The organism is Arenibaculum sp. (assembly GCF_035998295.1).
Lineage (GTDB): Bacteria > Pseudomonadota > Alphaproteobacteria > Azospirillales > Azospirillaceae > DASYHS01.
In genome coordinates this window covers 1-23,273 of sequence record NZ_DASYHS010000145.1, presented here as the reverse complement: position 1 = coordinate 23,273, position 23,273 = coordinate 1, and the positions used below count along the sequence as shown (strand labels likewise).

The following is a 23,273-nucleotide window of genomic DNA, read 5'->3' as shown; positions in this document are numbered from 1 at the left end:
CCGCCCGCGCGGGAGGGGGAACGGCGTCCCGGGAGCCCGTCCATGTCGCTGAAGGTCGCCATCGTCGGCAGCGGGCCGGCAGGCTGCTACGCCGCCGAGAAGCTCGTGCGCGAGGCGCCCGGGGCCGAGATCGACGTCCTCGACCGGATGCCGGTGCCCTATGGGCTGGTGCGCGCCGGGGTGGCGCCGGACCACCAGGGCACCAAGGCCGTCTCGCGCGTGTTCGAGCGCCTGTTCACGCGGTCCGGCGTCGGCTTCCTCGGCAATGTCGAGGTCGGGCGCGACGTTACGCTGGAGGAGCTGCGCGGCCTCTACGACGCCGTCGTCCTGGCGACCGGGGCCCGGATCGACCGCCGGCTGGGCATTCCCGGGGAGGAGCTGGCCGGCGTCCACGGCTCGGGCGGCTTCGTCGGCTGGTACAACTGCCATGGGGAGCGGACCGTACCGGACCTGTCGCCCGAACTCCCGGCGGTCCGCTCGGCGGTGGTGGTCGGCAACGGCAACGTCGCGCTCGACGTCGTGCGCGTGCTGGCCAAGACGCCGGCGGAGCTGGAGCGGTCCGACGTCGGCACCGAGGTGGAGGCGGCGGTCGCGGCGGCCCCGCTGGAAGAGATCCATGTCGTCGGCCGGCGCGACGCCGGGTCGACGAGCTTCTCCGTCATCGAGCTGCAGGAGCTGGACGCGCTGGCGCGGGCCGAGCCGGTGGTCGAGGCGGCGGACCTGGAGGGCGTGGGGGAGCCCGCCAATCCCGCGGCGCTGGAGGTGCTGCGCGGCTTCGCCGGCCGGCCGGGTGCGGGCAAGCCGGTGCGCATCCGCTTCCATTTCGGCGCCGTCCCTGCGGAATGCGTCGGCGGGGCCAGGGTCGAGCGGATGCGCTTCGCCCGGCGCGCGGGCGGCGAGCTGGTGCTGCCGGCGGACCTGGTCGTGACCTGCATCGGCTATTCGGCGGCCGACTGCTGCAGCGCGCGGGCGGAGGCGGGCGTGTTCGCCAACGTGGACGGCCGGATCGGCGACGGGCTCTATGTCGTCGGCTGGGCCAAGCGCGGCCCGTCGGGCACGATCGCGACCAACCGCGCCGACAGCCACGCCGTCGCCGAGCGGCTCGTGCGCGAGGCGGCCGCCTCCGGACGGCCGGGACGCGAGGGGTTGCTGGCGCTGCTGGCCGGGCGGGGAACGCGCGTCGTCGACCATGGCGGCTGGACCCGGATCGACGCCGCGGAATGCGCCCGCGCGGCGCCCGGCCGCGTGCGCCGAAAGTTCACCTCCCTCCAAGAGATGCTGGCGGCCGCCGGTTGAGCGTATCCTGACCGTCGGCGAGGACGACGGAGGACGAGGATGCACCCGACCGAAGGGACGAGGCCCGCGGTGGCGCTGCTGGGGCTCGGCAACATGGGGCTGCCGATGGCCCGCAACCTGGCCGCGGCGGGACTGCCGCTGACGGTGTGGAACCGCAGCCCCGGCCGCACGGCCGGGCTGGAGGTGCCGGTCGCGCCGAGCCCCGCCGAGGCGGCGGCCGGCGCCGACGTCGTCGTGCTGATGCTGGCGGACGGGCAGGCGAGCGCGGAGGTGCTGGGGCCGGGCGGCGTCCTGGAGGCGTGCCGCCCGGGGGCGCTGGTGATCGACATGGCGTCGATCCCGCCCGAGCTGGCGCGCCGCCACGCCGCCGCCTGCGCGCAGCGCGGCCTCGGCCATCTGGACGCGCCGGTCTCCGGCGGCACCGCCGGGGCGCAGGCCGGCACGCTCGCGATCATGGCCGGCGGCACGCCGGAGGATTTCGAGCGCGCGCGTCCGGTGCTGGCCCCGCTCGGCCGCGCGACCCTGGTGGGGCCGGCGGGCGCCGGGCAGCTCGCCAAGCTCGCCAACCAGGTGATCGTCGCCGTCACGATCGGCGCCGTCGCCGAGGGATTGCTGCTGGCGGCCTCCGGCGGCGCCGACCCGGCCGCGGTCGTCGACGCGTTGCGGGGCGGCTTCGCGGACGGCCCGATCCTGCGCGGGCACGGTGCCCGCATGATCGCCCGCGACTTCGCGCCCGGCGGCCGGTCGCGCTGGCAGCTCAAGGACCTGGACACGGTCGCGGCGGAAGCAGGCGCGCTGGGGCTCGCCCTGCCGCTGGCCGAGGCGGTGCGGGCGGCGTTCCGCGACCTCGTCGGGCATGACGGCGGAGACCTCGACCACAGCGCGCTGGCGCTCGAGCTGGAACGCCTGAACCCGGGGCGCCGAATCGGCTGATTTACCGAATATTAACCATGATTGGGCAAAGAATCGGGCCATGACCTGCCAATCCGCGACCCTCGACGAGCCCCTCGCCATGGACAGCGACAAGACGCGTTCCTGTTGGAACTGCCATACGACCGACCATGCGGCCGAGGTGCGGCTGCGGGTCGACCCGACGGCGTCGGAGTTCTTCGACGGCCTCGTCGGCGCGATTCCGCTGTGCACGCGCTGCCACGAACACTTCGACTGACGGGGTTCCGCAGGCCCGGGGCTCCGGCCCGGCGGCGCGGGACGCGGGAAGGGATCTGGACGCGGGGCGCGTTGCGTGGCTCAATCGGCCGTCTCCCCCGATAAGGATGCCGGTGGCCGCATGACGCCCGTCCCGCCCGTGAACCCCCTGCTCGCCGCCGTCGAGACCCCGCCCGTCGCCGAGGCGCGCAACTGGGTGCGCGGCCGGAGCTTCCCGGCCGACCGGCCGCTGGTCGACCTGGCCCAGGCCGTGCCCGGCCACCCGCCGGCCGACGCGCTGATCGACCATCTTGCGGTGCGGCTGCGCGACCCGCAGGTCCACCGCTACACCGACGTGCTCGGCGAGCCGGAGCTGCGCGAGGCGCATGCCGGTCACATGAGCACCTTCTACGGATCGCCGGTCGCGCCGGGCCAGGTCGCGATCACGGCGGGATGCAACCAGGCGTTCTGCCTCGCGGTCATGGCGGTCGCAGGGGCCGGGGACGATGTGATCCTGCCGCTGCCCTACTATTTCAATCACAGCATGTGGCTGGGGATGATGGGAGTGGGGGCCGTCCACCTGCCGTTCCGGCCGGAGGCGGCGGGGGTGCCGGACGTCGAGCAGGCGGCGCGGCTGATCGGGCCGCGCACGCGCGCGATCGTGCTGGTGACCCCCAACAACCCCACCGGCGCGGTCCTGCCGCCGGCCACGATCCGCGCCTTCTTCGACCTCGCGCGCCAGCGCGGGATCGCGCTGATCTTGGACGAGACCTACAAGGACTTCGTGGCCGGCGGCGAGCCGCCGCACCGCCTGTTCGCGGACCCGGACTGGGGCGGGACGCTGATCCAGCTCTACAGCTTCTCCAAGGTGTTCGCGCTGACCGGCTACCGCGTCGGCTCGCTGATCGCCTCGGAACGGATGGTCGCCCAGGTCGAGAAGGCGCTCGACACCATGGCGATCTGCGCGCCGCGGATAGGGCAGGACGCGGCGCTGTTCGGCCTGACGAGCCTCGGCGACTGGGTCGCCGACAATTCCCGCGCCATGGGCCGGCGCGCCGACGCGTTCCACGCCGGGCTGTCGTCGCTTCGGGGATGGCGGCTGGTCAGCCTCGGCGCCTATTTCGCCTATATGGAGCACCCGCTCGAAGGCGTGCGCTCGGACGTGGTCGCCCGCCGCCTCGTGGACGAGCACAACCTCCTGGCCCTGCCTGGAACCATGTTCGGCCCCGGCCAGGAGCGATTCCTGCGCCTTGCCTTCGCGAATGTCGACGAGGGGCTGGTCCCTGTGGTGGTGGAGCGGCTGCGCGCGGCGGCAGGATAGGCGAAGCGGCGCCGGCGGCGCCATGACCGTGACTTCGGGCGTCCGGCCTGTTGAGTAGGGGTGAGCAACGGACGGAAGGAGCGGAGATCATGGCCGAGGACCGCAACGAACGTGCCCCCGCGACCGGCGAGCGGAAGGAACCGGCGCCGGCGGCCGAGGAAAAAGGTTGCGCCGACCGGCCGCGGCCGACCGACGGCGAGATCGTCAGCAGCGGCGGCTCCATCGCCGCAAACAGCGACTGTTAGAGCCCGCCTTCCGTCGTACTCCCTGAGGTTTTGTCCTGGATCAATCATCGTCCCGTCACCGGCGTTTAACACGGGACGGGCAAAAGAGGGCGAACACCCCCAGGAGGGAACGATGGACCACACGTGGACCAGGCGGGAGCCGCCGGTCGAGGAACTGCTTTCCGATCCGATCGCGGTCGCGCTGATGCGGCGCGACCGGGTCGATCCGGCTTGGCTGGCATCGATGCTCGCGGAAATGCGCCGGAAGCTCGGCCGCGTGGAGGTGGAGAGGGCGGAGGTCGACAGGGCCGCGTGATCCCCGTGCGCGGCGGCGCCGGGACCTGTACTCTCCCCGCGGAGGGCCGCCGCTCGCGGCCCGCGGGGAGAAAGGAAACCGGCATGGCCCGCGTCTATGCGCTCGACGGCATCGTTCCCGTGATCGACCCGTCGGCCTTCGTGCATCCGACGGCGGTGCTGATCGGCGATGCGATCGTCGGTCCCGGATGCTATGTCGGGCCGGGGGCCGTGATGCGCGGCGATTTCGGCCGCGTCGCGATCGAGGAGGGCAGCAACCTCCAGGACACGTGCGTGATGCACGGCTTTCCCGGCAGCGACACCGTCGTCGAGGCCGACGGCCATGTCGGGCATGGGGCGATCCTCCACGGCTGCAGGATCGGGCGCGGCGCGCTGGTCGGGATGGGCGCCGTCGTGATGGACGGCGCCGTCGTCGGCGAGGAGGCCTTCGTCGGGGCGCTGGCCTTCATCGGCGCCAAGTTCGAAGTACCGCCGCGCATGCTGGCGGCCGGCGTGCCGGCCCGCGTCCTGAGGCCGCTCACCGAGAAGGAGATCTCCTGGAAGGCGCACGGCACGCGCACCTACCAGGAGCTGGCGCGCCGCTGCCGCGACGGGCTGGTCGAGTGCGACCCGCTGAGCGAGCCGGAGCCGGGCAGGCGGCGCTTCGAGGCCTCGGCGCTGCGCCCGCTCGCCGAGACCAAGGCCGGTTCGCGGAGCTGAGGGCGCATTCGAACCGCGAATCGCCCGAGCCATTAAAATCTTTCTTAGAAGGTATGGAGTTACGCTTTCCGTCGATCGGGTTTGTCCGAACCGGCCGTCATGGAAAGTGCCCGATGACCAAGCACCGCATCTTCGCTCCGCCACCGGTTGCCTCGGCCCGTGCACCCGCCGTCCACGCCCCGCCGCCCGTGGCGCAGATGAAGCCCGCCCCGGGGACGGCCCATCGTCCGCACGTTCCACCGGTTCCGGTGCACCGGCAGTCGCCGGCATCGCCGCTCTGCGTACAGATGCGTCCGGCCTGGAGCCCCGTGCCGAACGCCCCGCCGCCGCGCGCGAGGACGATCCAGCGGGCGGCGGCGCTCGACACGCCGGCCATATCGGAGAGCGACCAGAGAACGGCGGCGAGGTTCGGTCTCCATCTGGTTCACGAGAACAAGGATTTCGCCTTCTACGAGAAGGCGGCCGGTTCGGATGGCGAGGAAAATGCGGAGACGACCCAGTACTGGTATCGCGCCATCACCGAAGAAGAGCTCAGATCGCTGGACGCCGTCCGCATCCTGCCGATGTACGAGGCCTACGGCGGCGTCGCATCCAACCGCTCCTACGTGAAAAAGTATTTCAACAACAAGTCCCCATCCAAATACATCGTGGAGTTCAAGACCCCGTCGCCGGGTTGGCTGCACAAGCACCTTCGCGACACCTACAAGATCAATCCCAAGCCCGAGTCCGGAGCGTCGTCCTTCGGTCTCGGCGAGACGGGGACCAACACCGTGGGGGCCGTTCAGGGCATCAAGCCGGGTTCGAAGATCGACCTCGGTGGCGAATTCAACCTTTGGCTGATGGACAGGACGGTACGCTGGACCGTCGTGAATGCCAGGTTCGACAAGAAGGGATAGCCGCGATACGGCAATCGGGCACGCCGGGCGCTTGCGTCGGTTTACGAGGAAAGACCACGGAAGCTGACCCATGGAACTCACCGAATATCCGCTTCTCCACACGCAGGACCTGATGCTGGCCGTCCTGCGGTCCGCAGCCGACGGGCCGGGGACCCTGGCCGACGGCCTCGCCCGCATCCGCGCCACCCTCGACCTCGCGGGCGAGGCGCCGCCGGTCGCCGACGAGGACATTCTGGCCCATCTGGACCGGGCCAGGTTCCAACTGCTGAAGGCCGGGCTGGTCGAGGCGGCGGGGGGCGACCGGTACCAGACGACGGAACGCGGCCTGGCGGTGCTGGAGGAACATCCGACGGGGGTGGACGAAAGCGTGCTGATGGCCTTCCCGGAGTACCGCGCCCATGTCGAGCGGTCGCCCCGCGCCGAGACGGGCGTGCCCGGCCGCGCCGAGACCGCGCGCAGGACCCCCGAGTACGACGAGGGATACGCGGCGTTCCGCGAGGGCAGGTCGCTGGCGGACAATCCCTATCCCTGGGACCAGGACCGTCACCTCGCCTGGGAGAACGGCTGGAGCGAGAGCCGGGACGCCGAGCTGCGCAGCGCGGACTGGCGGGACGCGAAGTCGCGGTAGCGGGCGGGTGTTAATTCGTGTTCCTCAAGCGCCGGCGCACGAACCGGAAACGCTCAGGCCCGCAGGGAAGCAGCCTCGCGCGCGAGGCGTTCGATCCGGTCCCAGTCGGCCGAGGCCATGGCGTCGGCGGGCGTGAGCCAGGAACCGCCGACGCAGGCGACGTTCGGCAGGTCCAGGTAGCCGCGCGCCTTCGCGAGGTCGATGCCGCCGGTCGGGCAGAAGGTGATCGCCGGCAGCGGAGCGGCCAGCGCCTTCAGCATGGCGGTGCCGCCCGCCGGCTCGGCCGGGAAGAACTTCTGCGCCGCGTAGCCGGCGTCCAGCAGCGTCATGCTCTCCGCGGCACTCGACGCGCCCGGCAGGAACGGGACCTCCGAGCGCGCGGCGGCGTCGAGCAGGGCCGGGGTGAAGCCGGGGCTGACGCAGAACATGGCGCCGGCGGCCTCGGCCTCGGCGTACTGGGCCGGCCGCAGAACGGTCCCGGCCCCGACGACGGCGTCGGGGACGTCGCGGGCGATGCGGGCGAGCGCGGCGAGCGCGGCCGGCGTGCGCAGCGTCACCTCCAGCACCCGCAGGCCGCCGCGCACCAGGGCGCGCGACGCCTCGACCGCGGTGTCCGGGTCCTCGAAGGTCAGCACCGGGATCACGGGGGAGAGCCGCAGGATTTCGGCGATGGTCGGGGCGACGCTCGGGCGTGGAGCGGTCATTCGTTCATCTCCCATCAAAGTCGCCAAACACGCTGGCGCCGGTCTCGGCCCCGCCGACGGCGTGCCGGAAGGCGGCGAACAGCTCCCTTCCGGTGCCGGCGGCGTTGCCGGAGAGGTCGGGCGCGGCCGGGATGCGCGCCTCGAACTCCGCGGGGTCGACGAGCGCCTGCAGGATGCCGCGCTCGGCGTCCAGGCGGATCACGTCGCCGTCCCGCACGCGGGCGAGCGGGCCGCCGGCCGCGCATTCCGGCGTCACGTGGATCGCCGCCGGGACCTTGCCGGACGCGCCGGACATGCGGCCGTCGGTGACGAGCGCCACGCGGAAGCCGCGGTCCTGGAGCACGCCGAGCGCCGGCGTCAGCTTGTGCAGCTCGGGCATGCCGTTGGCCTTCGGCCCCTGGAACCTGACCACGGCCACGACGTCGCGGTCCAGCTCGCCGGCCTGGAACGCGGCCTGCAGGCCCGCCTGGTCGGAGAAGACCCGGGCCGGCGCCTCGACGACGCGGTGCTCCGGCTTTACGGAGGAGGTCTTGACGACGGCGCGGCCGAGATTGCCGGACAGGATCTTGAGGCCGCCGTCGCCGGCGAAGGGCGACGCCACGCCGCGCAGCACCGCCGGGTCCAGGCTGTCGCGCGGGCCGGGCCGCCATACGGCGGCGTCGCCGTCCAGGCGCGGCTCGGCGCGGTAGCGCTCCAGCCCGCCCTCGCCGGCGACGGTCAGGACGTCGCCGTGGAGCAGGCCGGCGTCCAGCAGCTCGCCGATCAGGAACGCCATGCCGCCGGCGGCATGGAAGTGGTTCACGTCGGCGGTGCCGTTGGGATAGACGCGGGCCAGCAGCGGGACCCGGGCCGACAGGTCGGCGAAATCGTCCCACGCGATCCGGATGCCGGCGGCGGCGGCCACGGCGACGAGGTGGATGGTGTGGTTGGTCGAGCCGCCCGTCGCCAGCAGGCCGACCATCGCGTTGACGACCGCGCGTTCGTCGACGACCTCGCCGATGGGAGCCGGCGTCGGGCCGAGGGCCGAAAGCTCGACGATGCGCCGGCCGGCGGCGGCGGTCAGCGCATCGCGCAGCGGCGTGCCGGGATTGACGAAGGAGGCGCCGGGCAGATGCAGGCCCATGATCTCCACCAGCATCTGGTTGGAGTTCGCGGTGCCGTAGAAGGTGCAGGTCCCCGGCCCGTGGTAGGAGGCGGCCTCGGCCTCCAGCAGGGCGTCGCGGCCGAGCTTGCCCTCGGCGTGGAGCTGGCGGATCCGGGCCTTCTCGGGGTTGGACATGCCGGAGGTCATCGGCCCCGCGGGGACCAGGATCGTGGGGAGGTGGCCGAAGGACAGCGCGCCGATCAGCAGGCCCGGGACGATCTTGTCGCACACGCCGAGCAGGAGTGCCGCGTCGAACATGTCGTGGGACAGGGCGACAGCTGTCGCCATCGCGATCACGTCGCGGCTGAACAGCGACAGCTCCATCCCGGCCCGGCCCTGGGTGACGCCGTCGCACATCGCCGGCACGCCGCCCGCGACCTGGGCGATGCCGCCGGCCTCGCGCACGGCCTGCTTGAGCAGCCGGGGATAGGTCTCCAGCGGCTGGTGGGCCGAGAGCATGTCGTTGTAGGCGGTCACGATCGCGACGTTGGGCTTCGCCGTGCCCTTCAGGTCGTCCTTGTCGGCGGCCGGGCAGGCGGCGAAGCCGTGCGCGAGGTTCGCGCAGCCGAGGCTGCCGCGCTGCGGCCCGCGCGATCCGGCGGCGCGGATGCGGGCGAGATAGGCGGCGCGATGGTCGCGGCTGCGCTCGCGGATGCGGTCGGTGACCTCGGCGACGGCGTCGTTCAGCATGGCGGTCTCGGGTTTGCGGCCTCAGGGAGCCCAGAAGATCTCGACCGGGACGCCGTCCTGGCGAAGCACGGCGCGCACGGGCATGTCCTCGACCGGGCCGGGCGCGAGTGCCGCGTCGAGCACGGCGCGCTTGGCGTCGCCGGTGACGAGGATCGCGATCCGGTGCGCATCCAGCAGCGTCGGCATGGTCAGGGTCATGCGCGCCGGGGCCGGGCCGGGCGCGCCCACGGCGGCGCAGGGGCCGGCCCCGTCGAGCGCGCGCCGCAGGTCGGGGGAACCGGGGAACAGGGAAGCGGTATGTCCGTCTTCGCCCATGCCCAGCAGCACGAGGTCGAAGGGCCGCGGCATCGCGGCCAGGCGCCGGGCGCAGGCCGCCTCGCCGGCCTCCGGCGTCGCGTCGCCGGTGTGGAGGGGGACGAAGCGGGCGGCCGCGGCCGGGCCGACCAGCAGGGACGAGCGGACGAGCGCCTCGTTGCTGGCCGGATCGCCGGCGGGGACCCAGCGCTCGTCGGCGAGCGTGATCCAGACGTTCGCCCAGTCGAGCCTGCGCACGCCCAGCCGGCCGAAAAGCCGTTCCGGCGTCCGCCCGCCGGAGACGACGAGGCTCGCCCGCCCGGTCCGGCGCAGCGCGCCTTCCAGCGTGCCGGCGACCGAGGCGGCGAGCGCCGTCACCATGGCGCCGGCATCGGCGAAGCCGCGGATCTCCGGCTTCATTCCAGCGCCCCCGGCTCGTCGTGCCAGGTCCTGCCGTCGCGCTCGATCATCGCGATCGCGCCCGATGGCCCCCAGGTGCCGGCGGTGTAGGGCTTGGGCCGGTCGCCGCGGAGCGCCCAGGCGTCGAGGATGCGCTCGGTCCAGCCCCAGGCCGCCTCGACCTCGTCGCGGCGCATGAACAGGGTCGGGTTGCCGCGCACGACGTCCATCAGCAGCCGCTCGTACGCGTCGGGGAAGCGGTGCTTGAAGGTCTCGGCGAAGCTGAGGTTGAGGGCGGCCGGCCGGAGCCGGAGGCCGCCCGGGCCGGGGTCCTTGGTCATGAGGTGCAGGCGGATGTGCTCGTCCGGCTGCAGGCGCACGACCAGCCGGTTCGGGACGATCTCGCCGGCGTCGGCGGGGAAGATGCAGTGGGGGACGGGACGGAACTGGATCACGATCTCCGAGACCTTCTCCGGCAGCCGCTTGCCCGTGCGCAGGTAGAACGGCACGCCGGCCCAGCGCCAGTTGTGCAGTTCCGCCTTGATCGCGACGAAGGTCTCGGTCGTGCTGTCGGCCGAGATCTCCGTCTCGTCGAGATAGCCGCGCACCGGCCCGGCCGCGATCGCGCCGGCGCGGTACTGGCCGCGCACCGTCTTCTGGCCGACCTCCTCGATCCCGACCGGCACCAGGGCGCGCAGGGTCTTCAGCTTCTCGTCGCGCACCGACTCGCGGTCGAGCGAGAGCGGCGGTTCCATCGCGACGAGGCACAGGAGCTGGAGCAGGTGGTTCTGCACCATGTCGCGCAGCGCGCCGGAGCGGTCGTAGTAGCTGCCGCGGTTCTCGATCCCGATCGTCTCCGCCACGGTGATCTGGACGTGGTCGATCGAGCCGCTGCGCCACAGCGGCTCGAACAGGGAGTTGGCGAAGCGCAGCGCCAGCAGGTTCTGGACCGTCTCCTTGCCGAGATAGTGGTCGATGCGGAAGATCTGGCGCTCGGCGAACACGCCGCCGACCTCGTCGTTGATCCGCCGCGCCGAGGCGAGGTCGCGGCCGATCGGCTTCTCGAGGACGACACGCGAACGCTCGCTGACGAGCCCCGCCTCCTGGAGGCGCTTGCAGATCGGGCCGAACAGCTCCGGCGAAGTCGCGAGATAGAAGACGCGGACCCGGTCCGCCCCCTCGGCCAGAAGCCCGGCGAGGTCCGGCCAGCCGGCGGCGCCGGTCGCGTCGAGCGAGGCATGCTCGATCCTGGCGCTGAAGCGCTGCCAGACGGCGGGATCGATCTCGTTCGCGGGGACGTGGCGGCGCAGCGCGTCCCCGACCATCGCGCGGAAGTCGGAGGAGGTCAGCGGCGTGCGCGACACCGCGATGATGCGGCCGGCGGACGGCAGCTGGCCGTCGCGGTCGCGCTGGTAGAGCGCCGGCAGGAGCTTGCGCAGCGAGAGGTCCCCGGTGCCGCCGAAGACGACATAGTCGAAAGGGTCGACCGGGAGGATGGACGGGCTCATGGAGGCGGTTCCGGTGCGGGGCGGGGGCGGGCGGTGGAAAGCTAGGGCAGACGGCGGGCCGGCGCGAATGACAAATGCGGCACGGAAAGGTGGCGCTGAATCTAGCTTTCCTACTTTATGTCGCCTCCGCGGAGGGCGTTCAGGTAGTTTTACAACATTTCGCCCGGGCCGGCAATCCGGTCATTCCTCGGGGACGCGGGTCGGCCGCAGGGAGCGCTTGACCTCGGCCAGGTGCTCCAGGGATTGCGGGGCGCGGTCGAGCGCCATGCCGGTCGCCAGCACGTCGACCAGCGCCAGCATCGCTATGCGCGCCGCCATCGGGGTGAACACGTCGCCGTCCTCGGCCTGCGGGACCGGAAGCGGGACGTCCGCGAGGCGGGCGAGGGGACTGCCGGAAGCGGCGAGCGCCAGCACCCCGATCCCCCGCTCGCGCGCCGCGCGGGCGAGGTCGAGCACCGCGGAGGTCCGGCCGGTGTAGGAGGCGGCGAGCAGGACGTCGCCGCGGCCCATGGCGGGCAGCAGCATGCGGGCGATGACCGGGTCGGACGCCCACTGGCATTCGAACCGCAGGCGGACGAACTTGTGGTACGCGTCCAGCGCGACCGCGGCGGAGCCGCCCATCCCGAAGACGACGATCCGTCGTGCCGCCGCCAGGGCCGCGACCGCGGCTTCCAGCGCGCCCGCGTCCAGGGTCGCCGCCGTCGCCTGGACGGCGGCTATGGTCGAAGAGAAGATCTTGCGCGCGCAGGCGGCGGCGTCGTCCCCGGCGGCGACGTGGGGGCTGACATAGGGGACGCCGGTCGCGAGGTCCTGGGCGAGCCGGATCTTGAAGTCGGGAAAGCCGTCGAGGTCGAGGCTGCGGCAGAAGCGGATGACGGTCGGCTCGCTGACCCCGGCCGCGGCCGCCAGCGTCGCGAGGCTGGAGCGTATCGTGGCTTCGGGCTCGGCCAGGACGGCGGCCGCGACCTTCGCTTCCGCCTTGCGCAGACGCGGGAAGCCGGCGCGGATGCGGGCGAGGAGCGTGCCTTCCCGATGCATGAGCGTTCCTTCGCCGCGGGTCAGAGGCAGCCGGCGACGGCGGCGCGCTGGCGCACGATCGCGTCGATCGCGTCCAGCAGCGGCGTGGGCACGGACCGGAGCCGCGCCAGTTCGAGGACGACGCCCAGGATCGCGTCCAGCTCCAGCTTCCGGCCCGCCTCGAAGTCCTGGAGCGTGGATGTCTTGAAATGGCCGAGCTTGCGTGCCAGCGCGAGGCGGTCCGCGAGGCTCATCGGCAGATGTATGCCGTGGGCTTCGGCGACGCGCGCACCTTCCTCCATCATGCGCACGAGGACGCCGTGCATCGCGGGGTCGTCGTGCATCGCCGCCATGGTGGCGCCCGTGAGGACGCTCAAGGGGTTGAAGGACAGGTTCCCCCATACCTTGAGCCAGACTTCCTCGCGGATGCGCGGCGTCGCGACGGCATCGAGCCCGGCGGCGCGGAACAGCGCCACGAGGGCGGCGAGGCGCGGCGTGTCCGTGCCGTCCGGCTCGCCGAGGAAGAAGCGGTCGCCGAAGGCGTGCTGGACGACGCCCGGCTCCGGCACGCTCGCGGCGGCATGGACGACGCAGCCGACGACGCGGGCGGGGCCGATGCCGTGCCATGCGGCGCCGCCGGGGTCGACGCTTTCCAGCGGGCGGCCCGGCGTGCCGTCGGCGGCGTGATTGTACCACCACGGGATGCCGTTGATGGCGGGCACCACGACCGTGTCGGGGCCGAGAAGCGGCTGGATCGCAGGGACCGCCAGCGGGATCGAATGGGCCTTCGTCGCCAGGATCACGCAGTCCTGCGGGCCGAGCGCGGCGGTGTCGTCCGTCGCGGGCAGATCGTGCCGGAAACGCCCCGCCGACGTGACCAGGGTCAGCCCGCGCGAGCGCAGGGCCGCGAGCTGGGCGCCGCGAGCGACCAGGCGGACATCGGCGCCTGCCGCCGCGAACCGGGCCGCGAGCAGACCGCCGATGGCGCCGGCGCCGAATATCGTCACCCGCATGGTGCTATTCCCGTTCCTAGCCGTCCCGGGTCAGTGGGCGCTTTCCTCTTCGATCGTGAGGCCGCCGTCGCGCAACAGCTCTATCATCACGTCGAGCTCGGTTTCCAGCTCGTGCCGCCGGGCGAAGCCGACGGCGGCGCCGAACAGGGTCAGCAGCCCGGCGTCGAGGGACGCCCCCTCCTTGGCGACGCGCGCGGTCACCTCGTCGATTAGGAGCCCCGCGTTGGCTTCGACGAACAGATGCTCGTGCTCGCGGTCCGGCGGAACGGTCATCCGGCACCTCCTGCGCGATGTGTCCTCAATTCCGGCGCTCCGCCGGCAGGGCCGGCCCGTCGCCGTGCAGCGCGGCCACCAGGGCATCGAGCCGGGCCTCCATGTGGTGCTTCTGCGCGAAGCCGACCGCGGCTCCCACCAGCGTCAGAAGCGCCGCGCGCGGCGACACGCCCTCCTGAGACGCATGCTCCGTCATCTCCTGGACGATGAAGTCTCTGTTCGCGTCCACGAATCGCCGGTCGGCGTCGTGGTCGGGGGGGACGGACATCGTGGCTCCCGGCTGGCTTTCCTGGTTTCCCGAACTCGGCGCGTCGACGGAGGGGCCAGACTAATAACCCGTTATGATAACACCCGAATCCGGCGCGAGACGGCTACGCCAGCATTCCGGGTTCTCGGGTGCCGGTCAATGGGAAAACGGGACATGCTCATGTCGCCGGGGTCACCGGCCCCGGCATCTCCGGCGCGGAGAACAGCCAGCCCGCGATCGCATAGGCCAGGGCAACGATCAGCGCCGTGGCGGCGAGATTGAGCCACAGGCCGGCGCGGACCATGTGGGCGATGTGGAGATGGCCGCTGGCGTACACGATCGCGTTCGGCGGGGTCGCGACCGGGAGCATGAAGGCGCAGGACGCGGCGAGCGCCACCGGCACCGTCAGCAGGAACGGGTTCATGCCGATCCCGACCGCGACCGAGCCGACGATCGGGATGAAGGCGGCCGCCGTCGCCGTGTTGCTCGTCAGCTCGGTCAGGAAGATGACGCCGAGCGTGGCCACGAGGACGATGAGGATGCCGTGATAGGCGCCGAGGCCGCCGAGAGCGTCGCCGAGCCAGGTCGCCAGACCGCTGTCCGCGATCGCGGCCGCCAGGGTCAGGCCGCCGCCGAACAGCAGCAGCACGCCCCAGGGCAGCTCGCGCGCCGTGTCCCAGTCCATCAGCCCGCCGCCGCGGCCGGACGGGACGATGAACAGGACGAGGGCGGCCGCGATGGCGATCACGGTGTCGTCGAGCCCGGGAACCCATCCCTCCAGCAGCGGGCGCAGGATCCAGGCGGCGGCGGTGCCCGCGAAGACGATCGCGACGAGCCGCTCGGGCGTCGACATCGGGCCGAGCGCCGACAGTTCGGCGCGGACGATGTCCCCGGCCCCGGCGAGGGCCGTCTCCTCGACGCGGAACAGCACCCGTGTCAGCAGCCACCATGCGAGCGCCAGCATCAGCACGACGAGGGGCACGCCCAGGACCATCCACTGCGCGAAGCCGATCGTCACGCCGTAGGTCTGGCTGAAATAGCCGGCCAGGAGCGCGTTCGGCGGCGTCCCGATCAGCGTGCCGAGGCCGCCGATGCTGGCGGCGTAGGCGACGGCCAGCAGCAGAGAGACGGCGAAGGCGTTGCGCGCGCGCCCGTCCACCCGGTCGGGCGCGCGCTGCTCCACCAGGCCGATCACCGAGAGGGCGACGGGCAGCATCATCACCGCGGTCGCGGTGTTGCTGACCCACATGCTGAGGAAGGCGGTCGCGACCATGAAGCCGCCGACGAGGCTGTCCGGCCGCGTGCCGATCCGCGCCACGATCCCGAGCGCGATCCGCCGGTGGAGGTTCCAGCGCTGGAGCGCCAGGCCCAGCACGAAGCCGCCGAGGAAGAGGAAGATCAGGGGGTTGGCATAGGGCGCCGTGGCGTCCCCGACGCCGGCGATGCCCAGCACGGGGAACAGGACGATCGGGACCAGGGCCGTGGCGGGGAGCGGCAGCGCCTCCGTGACCCACCAGATCGCCATCAGCGAGGCGACGGCCGTGACGCGCCATGCCGCGTCCGTCATGCCGGCGGGCCCCGGCAGCCACAGCAGGAGCGCGAAGGCGGCGAGGCCGAGCACGAGCCCGGTCCAGCGGCGGGCGGAGGCCCGCCAGTCCGAGGCCGGGCGATCGACCTTGTCGCGCGCGTTGTCCGGAGCGTTCATGGTCGTTCCCCGATCCTGCGGCGCCTGCAGCGCTGGCGGGGCAACAGCGGGCGGTCTGGCCGCGTTCCGCCCCTGCGGCAGCGGGTGCAGAAGTGTCGGCCGGTCAACAGCGGCGGAACCGGCCGGGAGGTTAGCGTCGGATGCCACCAACGTCCATGGAGAGGATCATGACCGCCATCCCCTGCATTCCCAACGCATGCCTGCGGTACGCCGTCGCGGCGGCCGCCGCGTCCCTGATGATCGCGCTGGCCGCCGCCCCGGCGCGCGCGGAGAGCATCGCCTGCCAGACCGTCAACGGCGTGACCCATTGCCTGGAAGGCAACGGCAGCATTTCCTGCGTGACGATCAACGGGAAGTCGTCCTGCCGCATCGAGCGCTTTCCGCCGGGCTCGGCGAAGCCGGACGAGGATGCGACGGTGCCGGTCGAGGACGGGCACGAGGAGGCCAGGGACGACGGCCGGGAGGAAGGCGGCGACCGGGACTGACGCGGGTATCGGGAGCGCGTGCCGGCCTTGGCGTGTCCCGTCACGGCCGGCGCCGCACTCCGGCGGTCCGCGGGCCGAAGACCTGCACGATCCGCTCGAGCAGGCGGCCGTCGGCGGCATCCTCGCGCAGGTCGTCGGACAGCTGGTCGTCGACGACGAGATGGGCGAGGCCGTGGACGAGCGCCCAGGCGCCGAGCGCCGCCTCGCGAGGCGCGTCCGAACCGCCCTGCGCGCCGGCCTCCCGCAGCAGGGCGAAGGCCTCGCCGGCGGCCCGGCGGAGATCGGGATGCGCGTCCTTCCCGACGTCGCCGCCGAACATCAGGCGGAACAGCCCGGGATTGGCGGAGGCGAAACGGACATAGGCTTGGCCGAGGGCGAGGAGCCGGTCGTCCGGCGCCGCGGCCGCCTCCTCGAACGCCGCGCGCAGCCTCCGGAATCCGTTCTCGGCGACGGCGGCCAGCAGGGCTTCGCGGGTCGGGAAATGGCGATAGGGCGCGTTATGGGACACGCCGGTGATCCGCGCCGCCTCGCGCAGGCTGACCGACGCGGGGCCGTCGCGCTCGATCAGGCCGGTCGTCGCCTCGACCAGCGCCTGCCGCAGGTCGCCGTGGTGGAACGGCGCGTTCGGTCCCCGTGGTGATGTTGACAATGCCCACATCTCCGCTCATGTTGACGGTGCCAACGTAACGACGGCGCCGGAGCCGTCAAGCATGGAGCGACGGGCCATGATGTTCTTCGCCTTTCTTCTGGTCGCCAGCGCCGCGGCCGGCCTGGCCGGCCGCCTCGGCATCCCTGGCATGGCGGGCCGGGCGGCCTGCATGCGCTGGGGCATGGCGGCCGCGCTGGTCTTCTTCGGCACCGACCATCTGCTGACGCCGGAGCGGTACCTGCCGATGATCCCGACCTTCCTGCCGCTTCACGAGCAGATCGTGTTCCTGACCGGGCTGTGCGAGCTGGCGGGGGCGGCGGGGCTGCTTGCGCGCCGGACGCGCCGGCTGGCGGGCATCATGCTCGCGGTCTATTTCGTCTGCGTCTTCCCGGCGAACGTCAAGAACGCGCTCGACGGCCTGTCAGTCGACGGGCTGCCCGCCGCCGCCTGGTACTACTGGGTCCGCCTCGCGTTCCAGCCGGTGGCGATCTGGTGGGCGTTGCGGGCGGCCGAGGTGATCGGCAGCCGGCCGCGGCCGGAGCGGCGGAGCGCGGCGGCCGCGGCGCGCTCCGCCGTGCCCTGGGGCACGGTCAGCGGCCGGTGACGATCTGCTGGACGGCCGTGTTCCCGGAGCCGATCGCGGCGTTCACGGTGCTCGCGACATTGTTGACCTGGATGCCGCCCGAAAGCACCGGCGGCTGGGCAGCCTCGTTGCGGGCCGGCTCGCCTTCGTCGCCCTCCTGCCGGGTGACGCTGCCGTCGCCGATCTGGATGTCGACGTCGCTGGAGAACGTGTTCACGATGAAAGGCGCGTTCACGAAGGTGAAGTTGGGCACGATGCGCGGCGGCGGCGGCCGCCGGCTCGGCGCGATCGGCTGTCCGCGGAAGAAGCCGGCGAGGAACCCGGGGTCGCCGCGAACCTGCGCGACGGCGGCCTGATCGGCCGCCTGCCGGGCGCGGGCGGGGTTGCGGCTCGCGACGCTGGTCGGCACCCGCGAGGGCAGCGGCCCCCTGAGCACGGGGCGGGCGGGCGCCACGGCGCGGGAGATGGCCATCGCGGCGGCGGGCGAGCCGGCCGGGGACAGCCCTCCGGGCTGCTGGGCGGAAGCGGCCGGGGCGCCGAGGACCAGAGCGAGCAGCGCGGGAACGATCAATCTCGAAACCATGTCCGTGTCCTCCAGAATTGGGGCATGCCGGGTCCGGTCATGCCGGCGGTGGTGCCCGGCCGGGGGCGTCAGTCGGTCGGGGTCAGCAGGCAGGCGGTCCAGACCTGGGTGAACAGCACGCCTCGTCCGTTCCCGTCCTCGGAGCCGAGGAAGCCGACGGAGTTCGCCTGGCTCGCGATGCTCATGGAGCTGATCACGAGTTCCGGCACGTCGATGATCTTCCGGCCGTGCTGCCAGCATTCCAGGCGGACCTGTCCTTCCGGGACCCGGACGCCCTCGCCGCCGGTCGCGGGACCGGGCGGCGGGTCGCCGGAGCCCTCGATCACCGCGGCGTCGGCCCGGCCGGTGGCCAGGGCGGCCAGGGTCGCGGCAACGAAAGCGATGCGCATCGTGATGCCCTCCCGTTCAGCGGACGCGCTCGAACTCGACGCGCCGGTTCTTCCCGTCATGGGGATCGGACTGGATCGGTTCCGCCTCGCCGCGGCCCCTGACGACGAGGCGCTCCGGCGCGACGCCGTGGACGGTGACGAGATAGGCCTGCGCGGCCTGGGCCCGAAGGGCCGAGAGCGCCTGGTTGTAGGCGTCGCTGCCGACCGCGTCCGTATGCCCCTCGATCAGCAGCGCGAGCTCCGGTTCCTGGGCCATCAGCTCGCCGACGGAATCCATGAAGGGATAGAATTCACTTGGAATAACAGCGGAGTTGAACGCGAAGTTGATGCGGAACCCGAAGATGCCCGCAGGGGTGGGAGTTGCCTCGGGCGTCGCCGTCGGCCGGGATTCGGGCCGGGGTTCGGGCCGGGGTTCGGGCTGCGGCCCGGGCTGCGGCATGGCGGCGGCCGTGGGTGCCGGCGGCCGGGGGGCCTGCGGCTGGACCTCCGGCTCCTGCGGCACATAGGCGGCCGGCACGCTCTGGCGGGCGGGCGCCGCCTGCTGGGCCGCGCCGACGGCCTTGCCCAGGATCTCGATGCCGCGCGTCAGGATCGGCCGGTCGGGCCGGACCACGCTGCGCAGTTCCTGGACGGAGGGCGGGCGGTCGAAGATCGTGACCGGGCCGCCGTCGGCGGCGGCATCGCCGGCGCAGAGCGCCGCGAAGACGGGCAGCGCGAGGCCGAGGAAGGAGCGCATCGTCTTGGTCATGGCTGGTCTCCGGGTGAGGTGTCGATGGAGGCAGCCTAGTCCGCGCGCGCTCCCGTCCGCTGTGAACCGCTCCACAACGGACGGGGTTTTAACGGATCGGGTTTTCCGGCCCCGCTCAGCCGCCGACGGCGGGCAGGACCGCGATCGGCAGCTCGCGGCTGCGCAGGGTCGCCCCCGGCAGGCCGCCGAAGGCGGTCAGCACGTCCGACAGGCGCACGCCCGGGATCGCCTCCAGATCGCCGGCCTTGAGCGGCTCGGGCAGATGGAGGCCGAGTTCCTGCGGCGAGACGATGCAGGCGACCCTCTCGGTCGCGCCCGGGGCATCCATCCTGATGTTGAAGGCCGTCTGGTTGGCGGGCGGGATCTCGACCCGGCGCCGGGCCTCGACGAAGGGATCGGGCTGGAAGCGGTTCGGGAAGATCCGGGCGACCTGCTGGCGCCCGTCCTCGTAGAAGCAGTAGACGTAGCCGTCGCCCGTCGGCTGCACCGTGATCGCGACGGTCTCGCCGACGCGGTAGCGCGGCCTCGGGCCGCGGTCGGACGCCAGGATCAGATCGGGGACGGCGGGTGCCGCCCGCGGAGCCGGGACCGCCGTACCGGGACCGGATTGTTCCGGTGCGAGCGCCGTCGTCTTCGGCGCACCCAGCATGTGGTAGTAGAGGTCGAAGTCGACCCGCCCCGACGCGATCAGTCCGTTGTCGGCCTGGTAGCGGCCGATCGCCGAGCGCAGCGGTTCGCCGCCGGCGCCGGGCGCCGCGTCGAGATAGCCTTCGGCGGCGAGCACGCGCCCGACGAACCGGTCCCGCTCCCCGGCCGGCATCGCGTCGTACCAGTCCCGCGCCTGGGCCATGAAGGCGGGGTTGGTCTGCTCGATCCCGAGGCATTGCCAGTAGGGGGTCCGCGTCAGCTTGCCCAGCACCTCGATCACGCTCAGCTCGATCAGCGTGCGCAGGGCCTGATGGAAGCCTTCCGACCGGTTCAGGGAGACGTTGAAGGACAGCCCGGCCTTGTTGATGATGCCGCCCGTGCTGCCGCCGGCGCCCGACGCGACGACCGCGATCGAGTTGCTGGCAGACATGCCGGGCAGGATCTGGCGCGTGACCAGTTCGCCGACATTGAGGTCGACGGTGATCACGGAGACGATCTGGTCGCGCGAGACGCCGATGTCGATCGCGGGCAGGGAGATGCCGGCGCCGGCGGCCTCGCTGAGCACGTTGTCGTCCAGCTGCGTCACCGCGCCGCGGATATAGTAGGACGGCGCCCTGAAGTCGGGCTGGACGCCCACGAGCCAGTACAGCGCGTTGACGTCGTCCATGGCCGGTTCGAAGTCGACGAAGCGGAACGCGTTGCTGCGCGCGGACATGCGCGACACGGCGGTGATGAGCATCTCCTTCGTGCCGCCGGCGACCCGGCCGGTGGCGTCGGGGACGCCGTTGCTGGTGATGAAGATGTCGCGCTTGCCGTGGTCCCAGAGCAGCGTGTCCATGCAGTTCAGGGCTTCGGTGAAGCTGCTGACGGTGCGCACGGGCGCCGTGCCGGGCTGCTGGACGACGGTCGCCTTCTCGGGCGGGGTCATGCAGCCTGCCAGGGCGAGGGCGACGCCTGCGGCAAGCCAGCGGAATGACGCGCGTGCGCGCCGGTCTCGTCGAGCTGCATCCATGGCCCGGACCTCCTCATCGGCAGCGGTTGTCGACGTCGCGAAGCATGCCGGGTCTTCCGGCCGCGCGATGTGAAGCGGTTCACCCCGGCTGCCGGGATGATCGGCCCTCGCGGGCCCCGGCCAAAGAGATCTTTGGTGTTCGTCCGCCATGCCGGTCCCCGGAACGGGATCGGGCTTGCGGCGGCGTCACCGCTGTCGGACACTGGCGCGACCGGCGGTTCCCAGTGGCGCCGGCACTTCGTCCGGGCAGAGGGCGATGCGGGCGACCCGGCTGATCCTCCCGGCGGCGGCGCTGGCGGGCGCGCTGCTGATGCTCCTGGCGCATCCGGGCATCGCGCCCGAGGTCGCGCGCGCCGCCGGCGCGGCCGCGGCGCGCGGCCTGCGGGTCGCGGCCGTGGTCATGGCATGGCTGTCGGCGGCCTGGCTCCTGTCGCGGCTGGCGGACCTGGCGCTGGCCCGGGCCGCGCAGCGCGGCCCGCGCGCGCTGCCTCGGCTGGCGTCGGACCTGATCCGGGCCTGCATCTTCGGCCTGGCGGTCCTCGGAATCCTGACGTCGGTCCTCGGCCCGTCGGCGACCGGCGTCCTGGCGACGTCGAGCGTGCTGATCGCCGTGCTGGGCTTCGCGCTGCGCAACATCATCGCCGACGTGTTCTCGGGCATCGCGCTCGGCATCGAGGGACCCTATCACCTCGGCGACTGGATCGAGGCCGCGCCCGGGATGAGCGGCAAGGTCGTGGAGATCAACTGGCGCGCGACGACGCTGGCCACGAACGACGGGCGCCAGCTCGTGGTCCCGAACGGGCTGCTGGCCGGCGAAAGGCTGATCAACCATTCGCGGCCCGACCCGTGGTACCGGTGCGCGGTGCGCGTCAGTCTCGACGCGGCGGTCCCGGTGACACGGGCGAAGCGGCTGCTCCTCTCCGGGGCCCTGCTCGCGCCGCGCATCCTGAGCCATCCCCGGCCCGACGTGCTGGTCGAGGCGGTAGACGAGCGCGGCGTCTGCTATCTCGTCCGTTTCTGGGTGCCGGATCACGGCGGCGAGATCATGTGCCGCGACGCGGTGCTGGCGAGCGTGCTCGACCGCCTGGCGCGTGCGGGCGTCGAGCCCGCCGTGCCGAAGCGCAGGCTGGGCCGCATGGGCCGGCGCGGGAGCGGGGATGCCGGCATCCGGCCGGCCTGCCGCCTGCTGGGGGAGGTCGAGATCTTCTCGGCCTTCGAGCTGGCCGAACTGGACGAGATCGCCGCCTCGGCGCGCGAGCGCTTCGTTCCGGAAGGGCAGGCGGTCGTCCGCCAGGGCGAAGACGGATCGTCGCTGTTCGTCGTCGCGGAAGGCATCCTGGACGTCCGCCGGGTGGCCGACGGCGTGTCGCTGGCCCTTGACCGCATGGGGCAGGGCGACGTGTTCGGCGAGATGTCGCTGCTGACGGGGGAGCGCCGGAGCGCGACCGTCGAGGCGGCGACGGACGCGGTGGTCTTCGAGATCGACAGCCGCCATCTCGACCCGATCATGCGGAGACGGCCGGAACTCGCCGAACGGCTGTGCGAACTGATGGCGCGGCGGCAGGGGCGCAACCGTGCCCGCGCCTCGGCGGAGGGCGAGCGCCGCCTCGATGAGCCTGCGGCTTCCCGCCAGGATTTCCTGTCGCGGCTGCGCGCCTTTTTCTCGCTGCCGGCCTGAAGGCACCGGCGTAGGGAGCTACCGCTTTTCCCCGAGGGGCCGGGGCGTCCGCCAGGGTTTAGAGTGGATGCGACGGAGATGAACGATGGTCCGCATTGCCTTCGACAAGGAACTCGTACTGGCCGGCCATTTCCTGCTCAGGCATCTGAGCCGGGAGGAGCTGCGCGGCTTGGCCCAATCGGCGGCGCTGTCGCACCACGCGCCGGGGTCGGTGATCTTCCAGAAGGGCGATCCCGGCGACGGGATGATGGCCGTGATCCGGGGACGGGTGAAGATCTGCTCGCATTCCGCGGACGGCAAGGAACTCGTCCTCAACATCGTCAACAAGGGCGGCCTGTTCGGCGAGATCGCGCTGCTCGACGGCGAGCCCCGGACCGCGGACGCGGTCGCGCTGGAGGAGGCGGACCTGCTCGTGCTGAGGCGCGCCCAGTTCCTGCCCTTCCTCTCCGAACGCCCCGACCTCGCGCTGCGCCTGATCGCCGTCCTGTGCAAGCGGCTGCGGCAGACGAGCGCGCATCTCGAGGACACGCTGTTCCTGGACGCGCCGTCCCGCCTCGCGAGAGCTCTGCTGCGCCTGGGCGAAGCCTTCGGGCGGCCTGCGGCCGACGGCGGCTTCGTCCTGGACCTCAAGCTGTCGCAGCAGCAGATCGGCAACCTGGTCGGGATCTCGCGCGAGAGCATCAACAAGCATATGGGGGACTGGCAGCGCGGCGGGCTGGTCGCGGTGAACGGCGGATACGTCACGATCCGCGACCGGGCGGCGCTCGAGGAGATCGCGCTCGCCGACGCGTGATCCGATTTGCGATCCGGTCCGTGCGGCCGGAAAAACGACGTGGGAGTGTTGAGCGGTTCACAGCGGCGGGATGGGGGGAGGTCCTAAGGTCTGGTCACGAGGTCGGGGCGAGGTGCCCCGGCCCGGGACAAGCAAGGAGACCCAGACCATGACGATCCGCCGCAGCCTGCTCGCCGCCGCGACCCT

At 72.4% G+C, this 23,273-nt stretch carries 27 protein-coding genes; 13 read left to right on the top strand and 14 right to left on the bottom strand.

Features of this window, described 5'->3' with window-relative positions:
• The first annotated feature begins 42 nt into the window (after positions 1 to 42).
• The 9 genes from VGO20_RS14150 to VGO20_RS14110 all read left to right on the top strand — a co-directional run bounded on the left by VGO20_RS14150 (position 43) and on the right by VGO20_RS14110 (position 6,525).
• Positions 43 to 1,296: an FAD-dependent oxidoreductase gene (locus VGO20_RS14150; RefSeq protein WP_327503008.1), complete on the top strand. Its 1,254-nt coding sequence runs from the start codon at positions 43 to 45 to the stop codon at positions 1,294 to 1,296.
• A gap of 39 nt (positions 1,297 to 1,335) precedes the next feature.
• Positions 1,336 to 2,229, top strand: coding sequence for an NAD(P)-dependent oxidoreductase (locus VGO20_RS14145; protein WP_327503007.1), 894 nt, complete (start codon positions 1,336 to 1,338; stop codon positions 2,227 to 2,229).
• Between the two features lie 40 nt (positions 2,230 to 2,269).
• Entirely contained in the window at positions 2,270 to 2,464 is a 195-nt protein-coding gene (locus tag VGO20_RS14140; RefSeq protein ID WP_327503006.1) for a hypothetical protein, read from the top strand.
• 120 nt (positions 2,465 to 2,584) lie between these two features.
• Positions 2,585 to 3,763 (top strand): aminotransferase, encoded by a 1,179-nt coding sequence (locus VGO20_RS14135; RefSeq protein WP_327503005.1) that lies wholly within the window; start codon positions 2,585 to 2,587, stop codon positions 3,761 to 3,763.
• A gap of 89 nt (positions 3,764 to 3,852) precedes the next feature.
• Entirely contained in the window at positions 3,853 to 4,008 is a 156-nt protein-coding gene (locus VGO20_RS14130) for a hypothetical protein (RefSeq protein WP_327503004.1), read from the top strand.
• A gap of 112 nt (positions 4,009 to 4,120) precedes the next feature.
• On the top strand, positions 4,121 to 4,303 hold the full coding sequence (locus VGO20_RS14125; protein WP_327503003.1) for a hypothetical protein: 183 nt from the start codon (positions 4,121 to 4,123) through the stop codon (positions 4,301 to 4,303).
• An 83-nt stretch (positions 4,304 to 4,386) separates the two neighbouring features.
• Positions 4,387 to 5,001 (top strand): phenylacetic acid degradation protein PaaY, encoded by a 615-nt coding sequence (locus tag VGO20_RS14120; RefSeq protein WP_327503002.1) that lies wholly within the window; start codon positions 4,387 to 4,389, stop codon positions 4,999 to 5,001.
• 113 nt (positions 5,002 to 5,114) lie between these two features.
• The gene (locus tag VGO20_RS14115; protein WP_327503001.1) at positions 5,115 to 5,897 is read left to right on the top strand and encodes a hypothetical protein; all 783 of its coding nucleotides are present in this window, start codon (positions 5,115 to 5,117) and stop codon (positions 5,895 to 5,897) included.
• A gap of 70 nt (positions 5,898 to 5,967) precedes the next feature.
• Positions 5,968 to 6,525, top strand: a complete 558-nt coding sequence (locus VGO20_RS14110) for a ribosome modulation factor (RefSeq protein ID WP_327503000.1) — start codon at positions 5,968 to 5,970, stop codon at positions 6,523 to 6,525.
• Positions 6,526 to 6,578: 53 nt separating this feature from the next.
• Here VGO20_RS14110 and eda read toward each other — a convergent pair whose 3' ends face one another.
• The 9 genes from eda to VGO20_RS14065 all read right to left on the bottom strand — a co-directional run bounded on the left by eda (position 6,579) and on the right by VGO20_RS14065 (position 15,519).
• Entirely contained in the window at positions 6,579 to 7,229 is a 651-nt protein-coding gene (gene eda, locus VGO20_RS14105) for a bifunctional 4-hydroxy-2-oxoglutarate aldolase/2-dehydro-3-deoxy-phosphogluconate aldolase (protein WP_327502999.1), read from the bottom strand.
• Positions 7,230 to 7,233: 4 nt separating this feature from the next.
• The gene (gene edd, locus VGO20_RS14100) at positions 7,234 to 9,063 is read right to left on the bottom strand and encodes a phosphogluconate dehydratase (RefSeq protein WP_327502998.1); all 1,830 of its coding nucleotides are present in this window, start codon (positions 9,061 to 9,063) and stop codon (positions 7,234 to 7,236) included.
• A gap of 21 nt (positions 9,064 to 9,084) precedes the next feature.
• Entirely contained in the window at positions 9,085 to 9,777 is a 693-nt protein-coding gene (gene pgl, locus VGO20_RS14095) for a 6-phosphogluconolactonase (protein ID WP_327502997.1), read from the bottom strand.
• Positions 9,774 to 11,264: a glucose-6-phosphate dehydrogenase gene (gene zwf, locus VGO20_RS14090; protein ID WP_327502996.1), complete on the bottom strand. Its 1,491-nt coding sequence runs from the start codon at positions 11,262 to 11,264 to the stop codon at positions 9,774 to 9,776. The genes pgl and zwf overlap by 4 nt, the downstream gene beginning before the upstream one ends.
• Positions 11,265 to 11,444: 180 nt before the next feature.
• A complete protein-coding gene (gene hexR, locus VGO20_RS14085; RefSeq protein WP_327502995.1) occupies positions 11,445 to 12,302 on the bottom strand; it encodes a transcriptional regulator HexR in 858 nt (285 codons plus the stop codon).
• A gap of 20 nt (positions 12,303 to 12,322) precedes the next feature.
• The gene (locus VGO20_RS14080; protein ID WP_327502994.1) at positions 12,323 to 13,294 is read right to left on the bottom strand and encodes a 2-dehydropantoate 2-reductase; all 972 of its coding nucleotides are present in this window, start codon (positions 13,292 to 13,294) and stop codon (positions 12,323 to 12,325) included.
• Positions 13,295 to 13,324: 30 nt separating this feature from the next.
• The gene (locus tag VGO20_RS14075) at positions 13,325 to 13,567 is read right to left on the bottom strand and encodes a hypothetical protein (protein WP_327502993.1); all 243 of its coding nucleotides are present in this window, start codon (positions 13,565 to 13,567) and stop codon (positions 13,325 to 13,327) included.
• Between the two features lie 25 nt (positions 13,568 to 13,592).
• Positions 13,593 to 13,835 (bottom strand): hypothetical protein, encoded by a 243-nt coding sequence (locus VGO20_RS14070; protein ID WP_327502992.1) that lies wholly within the window; start codon positions 13,833 to 13,835, stop codon positions 13,593 to 13,595.
• A gap of 157 nt (positions 13,836 to 13,992) precedes the next feature.
• Positions 13,993 to 15,519, bottom strand: coding sequence for an SLC13 family permease (locus VGO20_RS14065; protein ID WP_327502991.1), 1,527 nt, complete (start codon positions 15,517 to 15,519; stop codon positions 13,993 to 13,995).
• 167 nt (positions 15,520 to 15,686) lie between these two features.
• On the opposite strand from VGO20_RS14065, the gene VGO20_RS14060 reads away from it, so the two are divergent.
• Positions 15,687 to 16,004, top strand: a complete 318-nt coding sequence (locus VGO20_RS14060) for a hypothetical protein (RefSeq protein WP_327502990.1) — start codon at positions 15,687 to 15,689, stop codon at positions 16,002 to 16,004.
• A 40-nt stretch (positions 16,005 to 16,044) separates the two neighbouring features.
• Here the strand turns inward: VGO20_RS14060 and VGO20_RS14055 are convergent, their stop codons facing one another.
• A complete protein-coding gene (locus VGO20_RS14055) occupies positions 16,045 to 16,653 on the bottom strand; it encodes a TetR/AcrR family transcriptional regulator (RefSeq protein WP_327502989.1) in 609 nt (202 codons plus the stop codon).
• A 61-nt stretch (positions 16,654 to 16,714) separates the two neighbouring features.
• On the opposite strand from VGO20_RS14055, the gene VGO20_RS14050 reads away from it, so the two are divergent.
• Positions 16,715 to 17,257 (top strand): DoxX family protein, encoded by a 543-nt coding sequence (locus VGO20_RS14050; protein ID WP_327502988.1) that lies wholly within the window; start codon positions 16,715 to 16,717, stop codon positions 17,255 to 17,257.
• Here the strand turns inward: VGO20_RS14050 and VGO20_RS14045 are convergent.
• The 4 genes from VGO20_RS14045 to VGO20_RS14030 form a co-directional block, all read right to left on the bottom strand.
• Positions 17,244 to 17,819 (bottom strand): hypothetical protein, encoded by a 576-nt coding sequence (locus VGO20_RS14045; protein WP_327502987.1) that lies wholly within the window; start codon positions 17,817 to 17,819, stop codon positions 17,244 to 17,246. The two genes, VGO20_RS14050 and VGO20_RS14045, sit on opposite strands and share 14 nt — an antisense overlap.
• A gap of 68 nt (positions 17,820 to 17,887) precedes the next feature.
• Positions 17,888 to 18,208: a hypothetical protein gene (locus tag VGO20_RS14040; protein WP_327502986.1), complete on the bottom strand. Its 321-nt coding sequence runs from the start codon at positions 18,206 to 18,208 to the stop codon at positions 17,888 to 17,890.
• A gap of 16 nt (positions 18,209 to 18,224) precedes the next feature.
• Positions 18,225 to 18,956 carry an OmpA family protein gene (locus VGO20_RS14035; protein ID WP_327502985.1) on the bottom strand — a complete coding sequence of 244 codons (732 nt, stop codon included), beginning with the start codon at positions 18,954 to 18,956 and terminating at the stop codon, positions 18,225 to 18,227.
• A gap of 115 nt (positions 18,957 to 19,071) precedes the next feature.
• A complete protein-coding gene (locus VGO20_RS14030) occupies positions 19,072 to 20,616 on the bottom strand; it encodes a DUF4384 domain-containing protein (RefSeq protein WP_327502984.1) in 1,545 nt (514 codons plus the stop codon).
• Positions 20,617 to 20,872: 256 nt separating this feature from the next.
• Between VGO20_RS14030 and VGO20_RS14025 the strand changes: the two genes are divergently transcribed.
• Together VGO20_RS14025 and VGO20_RS14020 are read left to right on the top strand one after the other, a co-directional pair.
• Positions 20,873 to 22,294 carry a mechanosensitive ion channel family protein gene (locus tag VGO20_RS14025; RefSeq protein ID WP_327502983.1) on the top strand — a complete coding sequence of 474 codons (1,422 nt, stop codon included), beginning with the start codon at positions 20,873 to 20,875 and terminating at the stop codon, positions 22,292 to 22,294.
• Between the two features lie 85 nt (positions 22,295 to 22,379).
• Entirely contained in the window at positions 22,380 to 23,087 is a 708-nt protein-coding gene (locus VGO20_RS14020; protein WP_327502982.1) for a Crp/Fnr family transcriptional regulator, read from the top strand.
• The last annotated feature ends 186 nt before the right edge of the window (positions 23,088 to 23,273 follow it).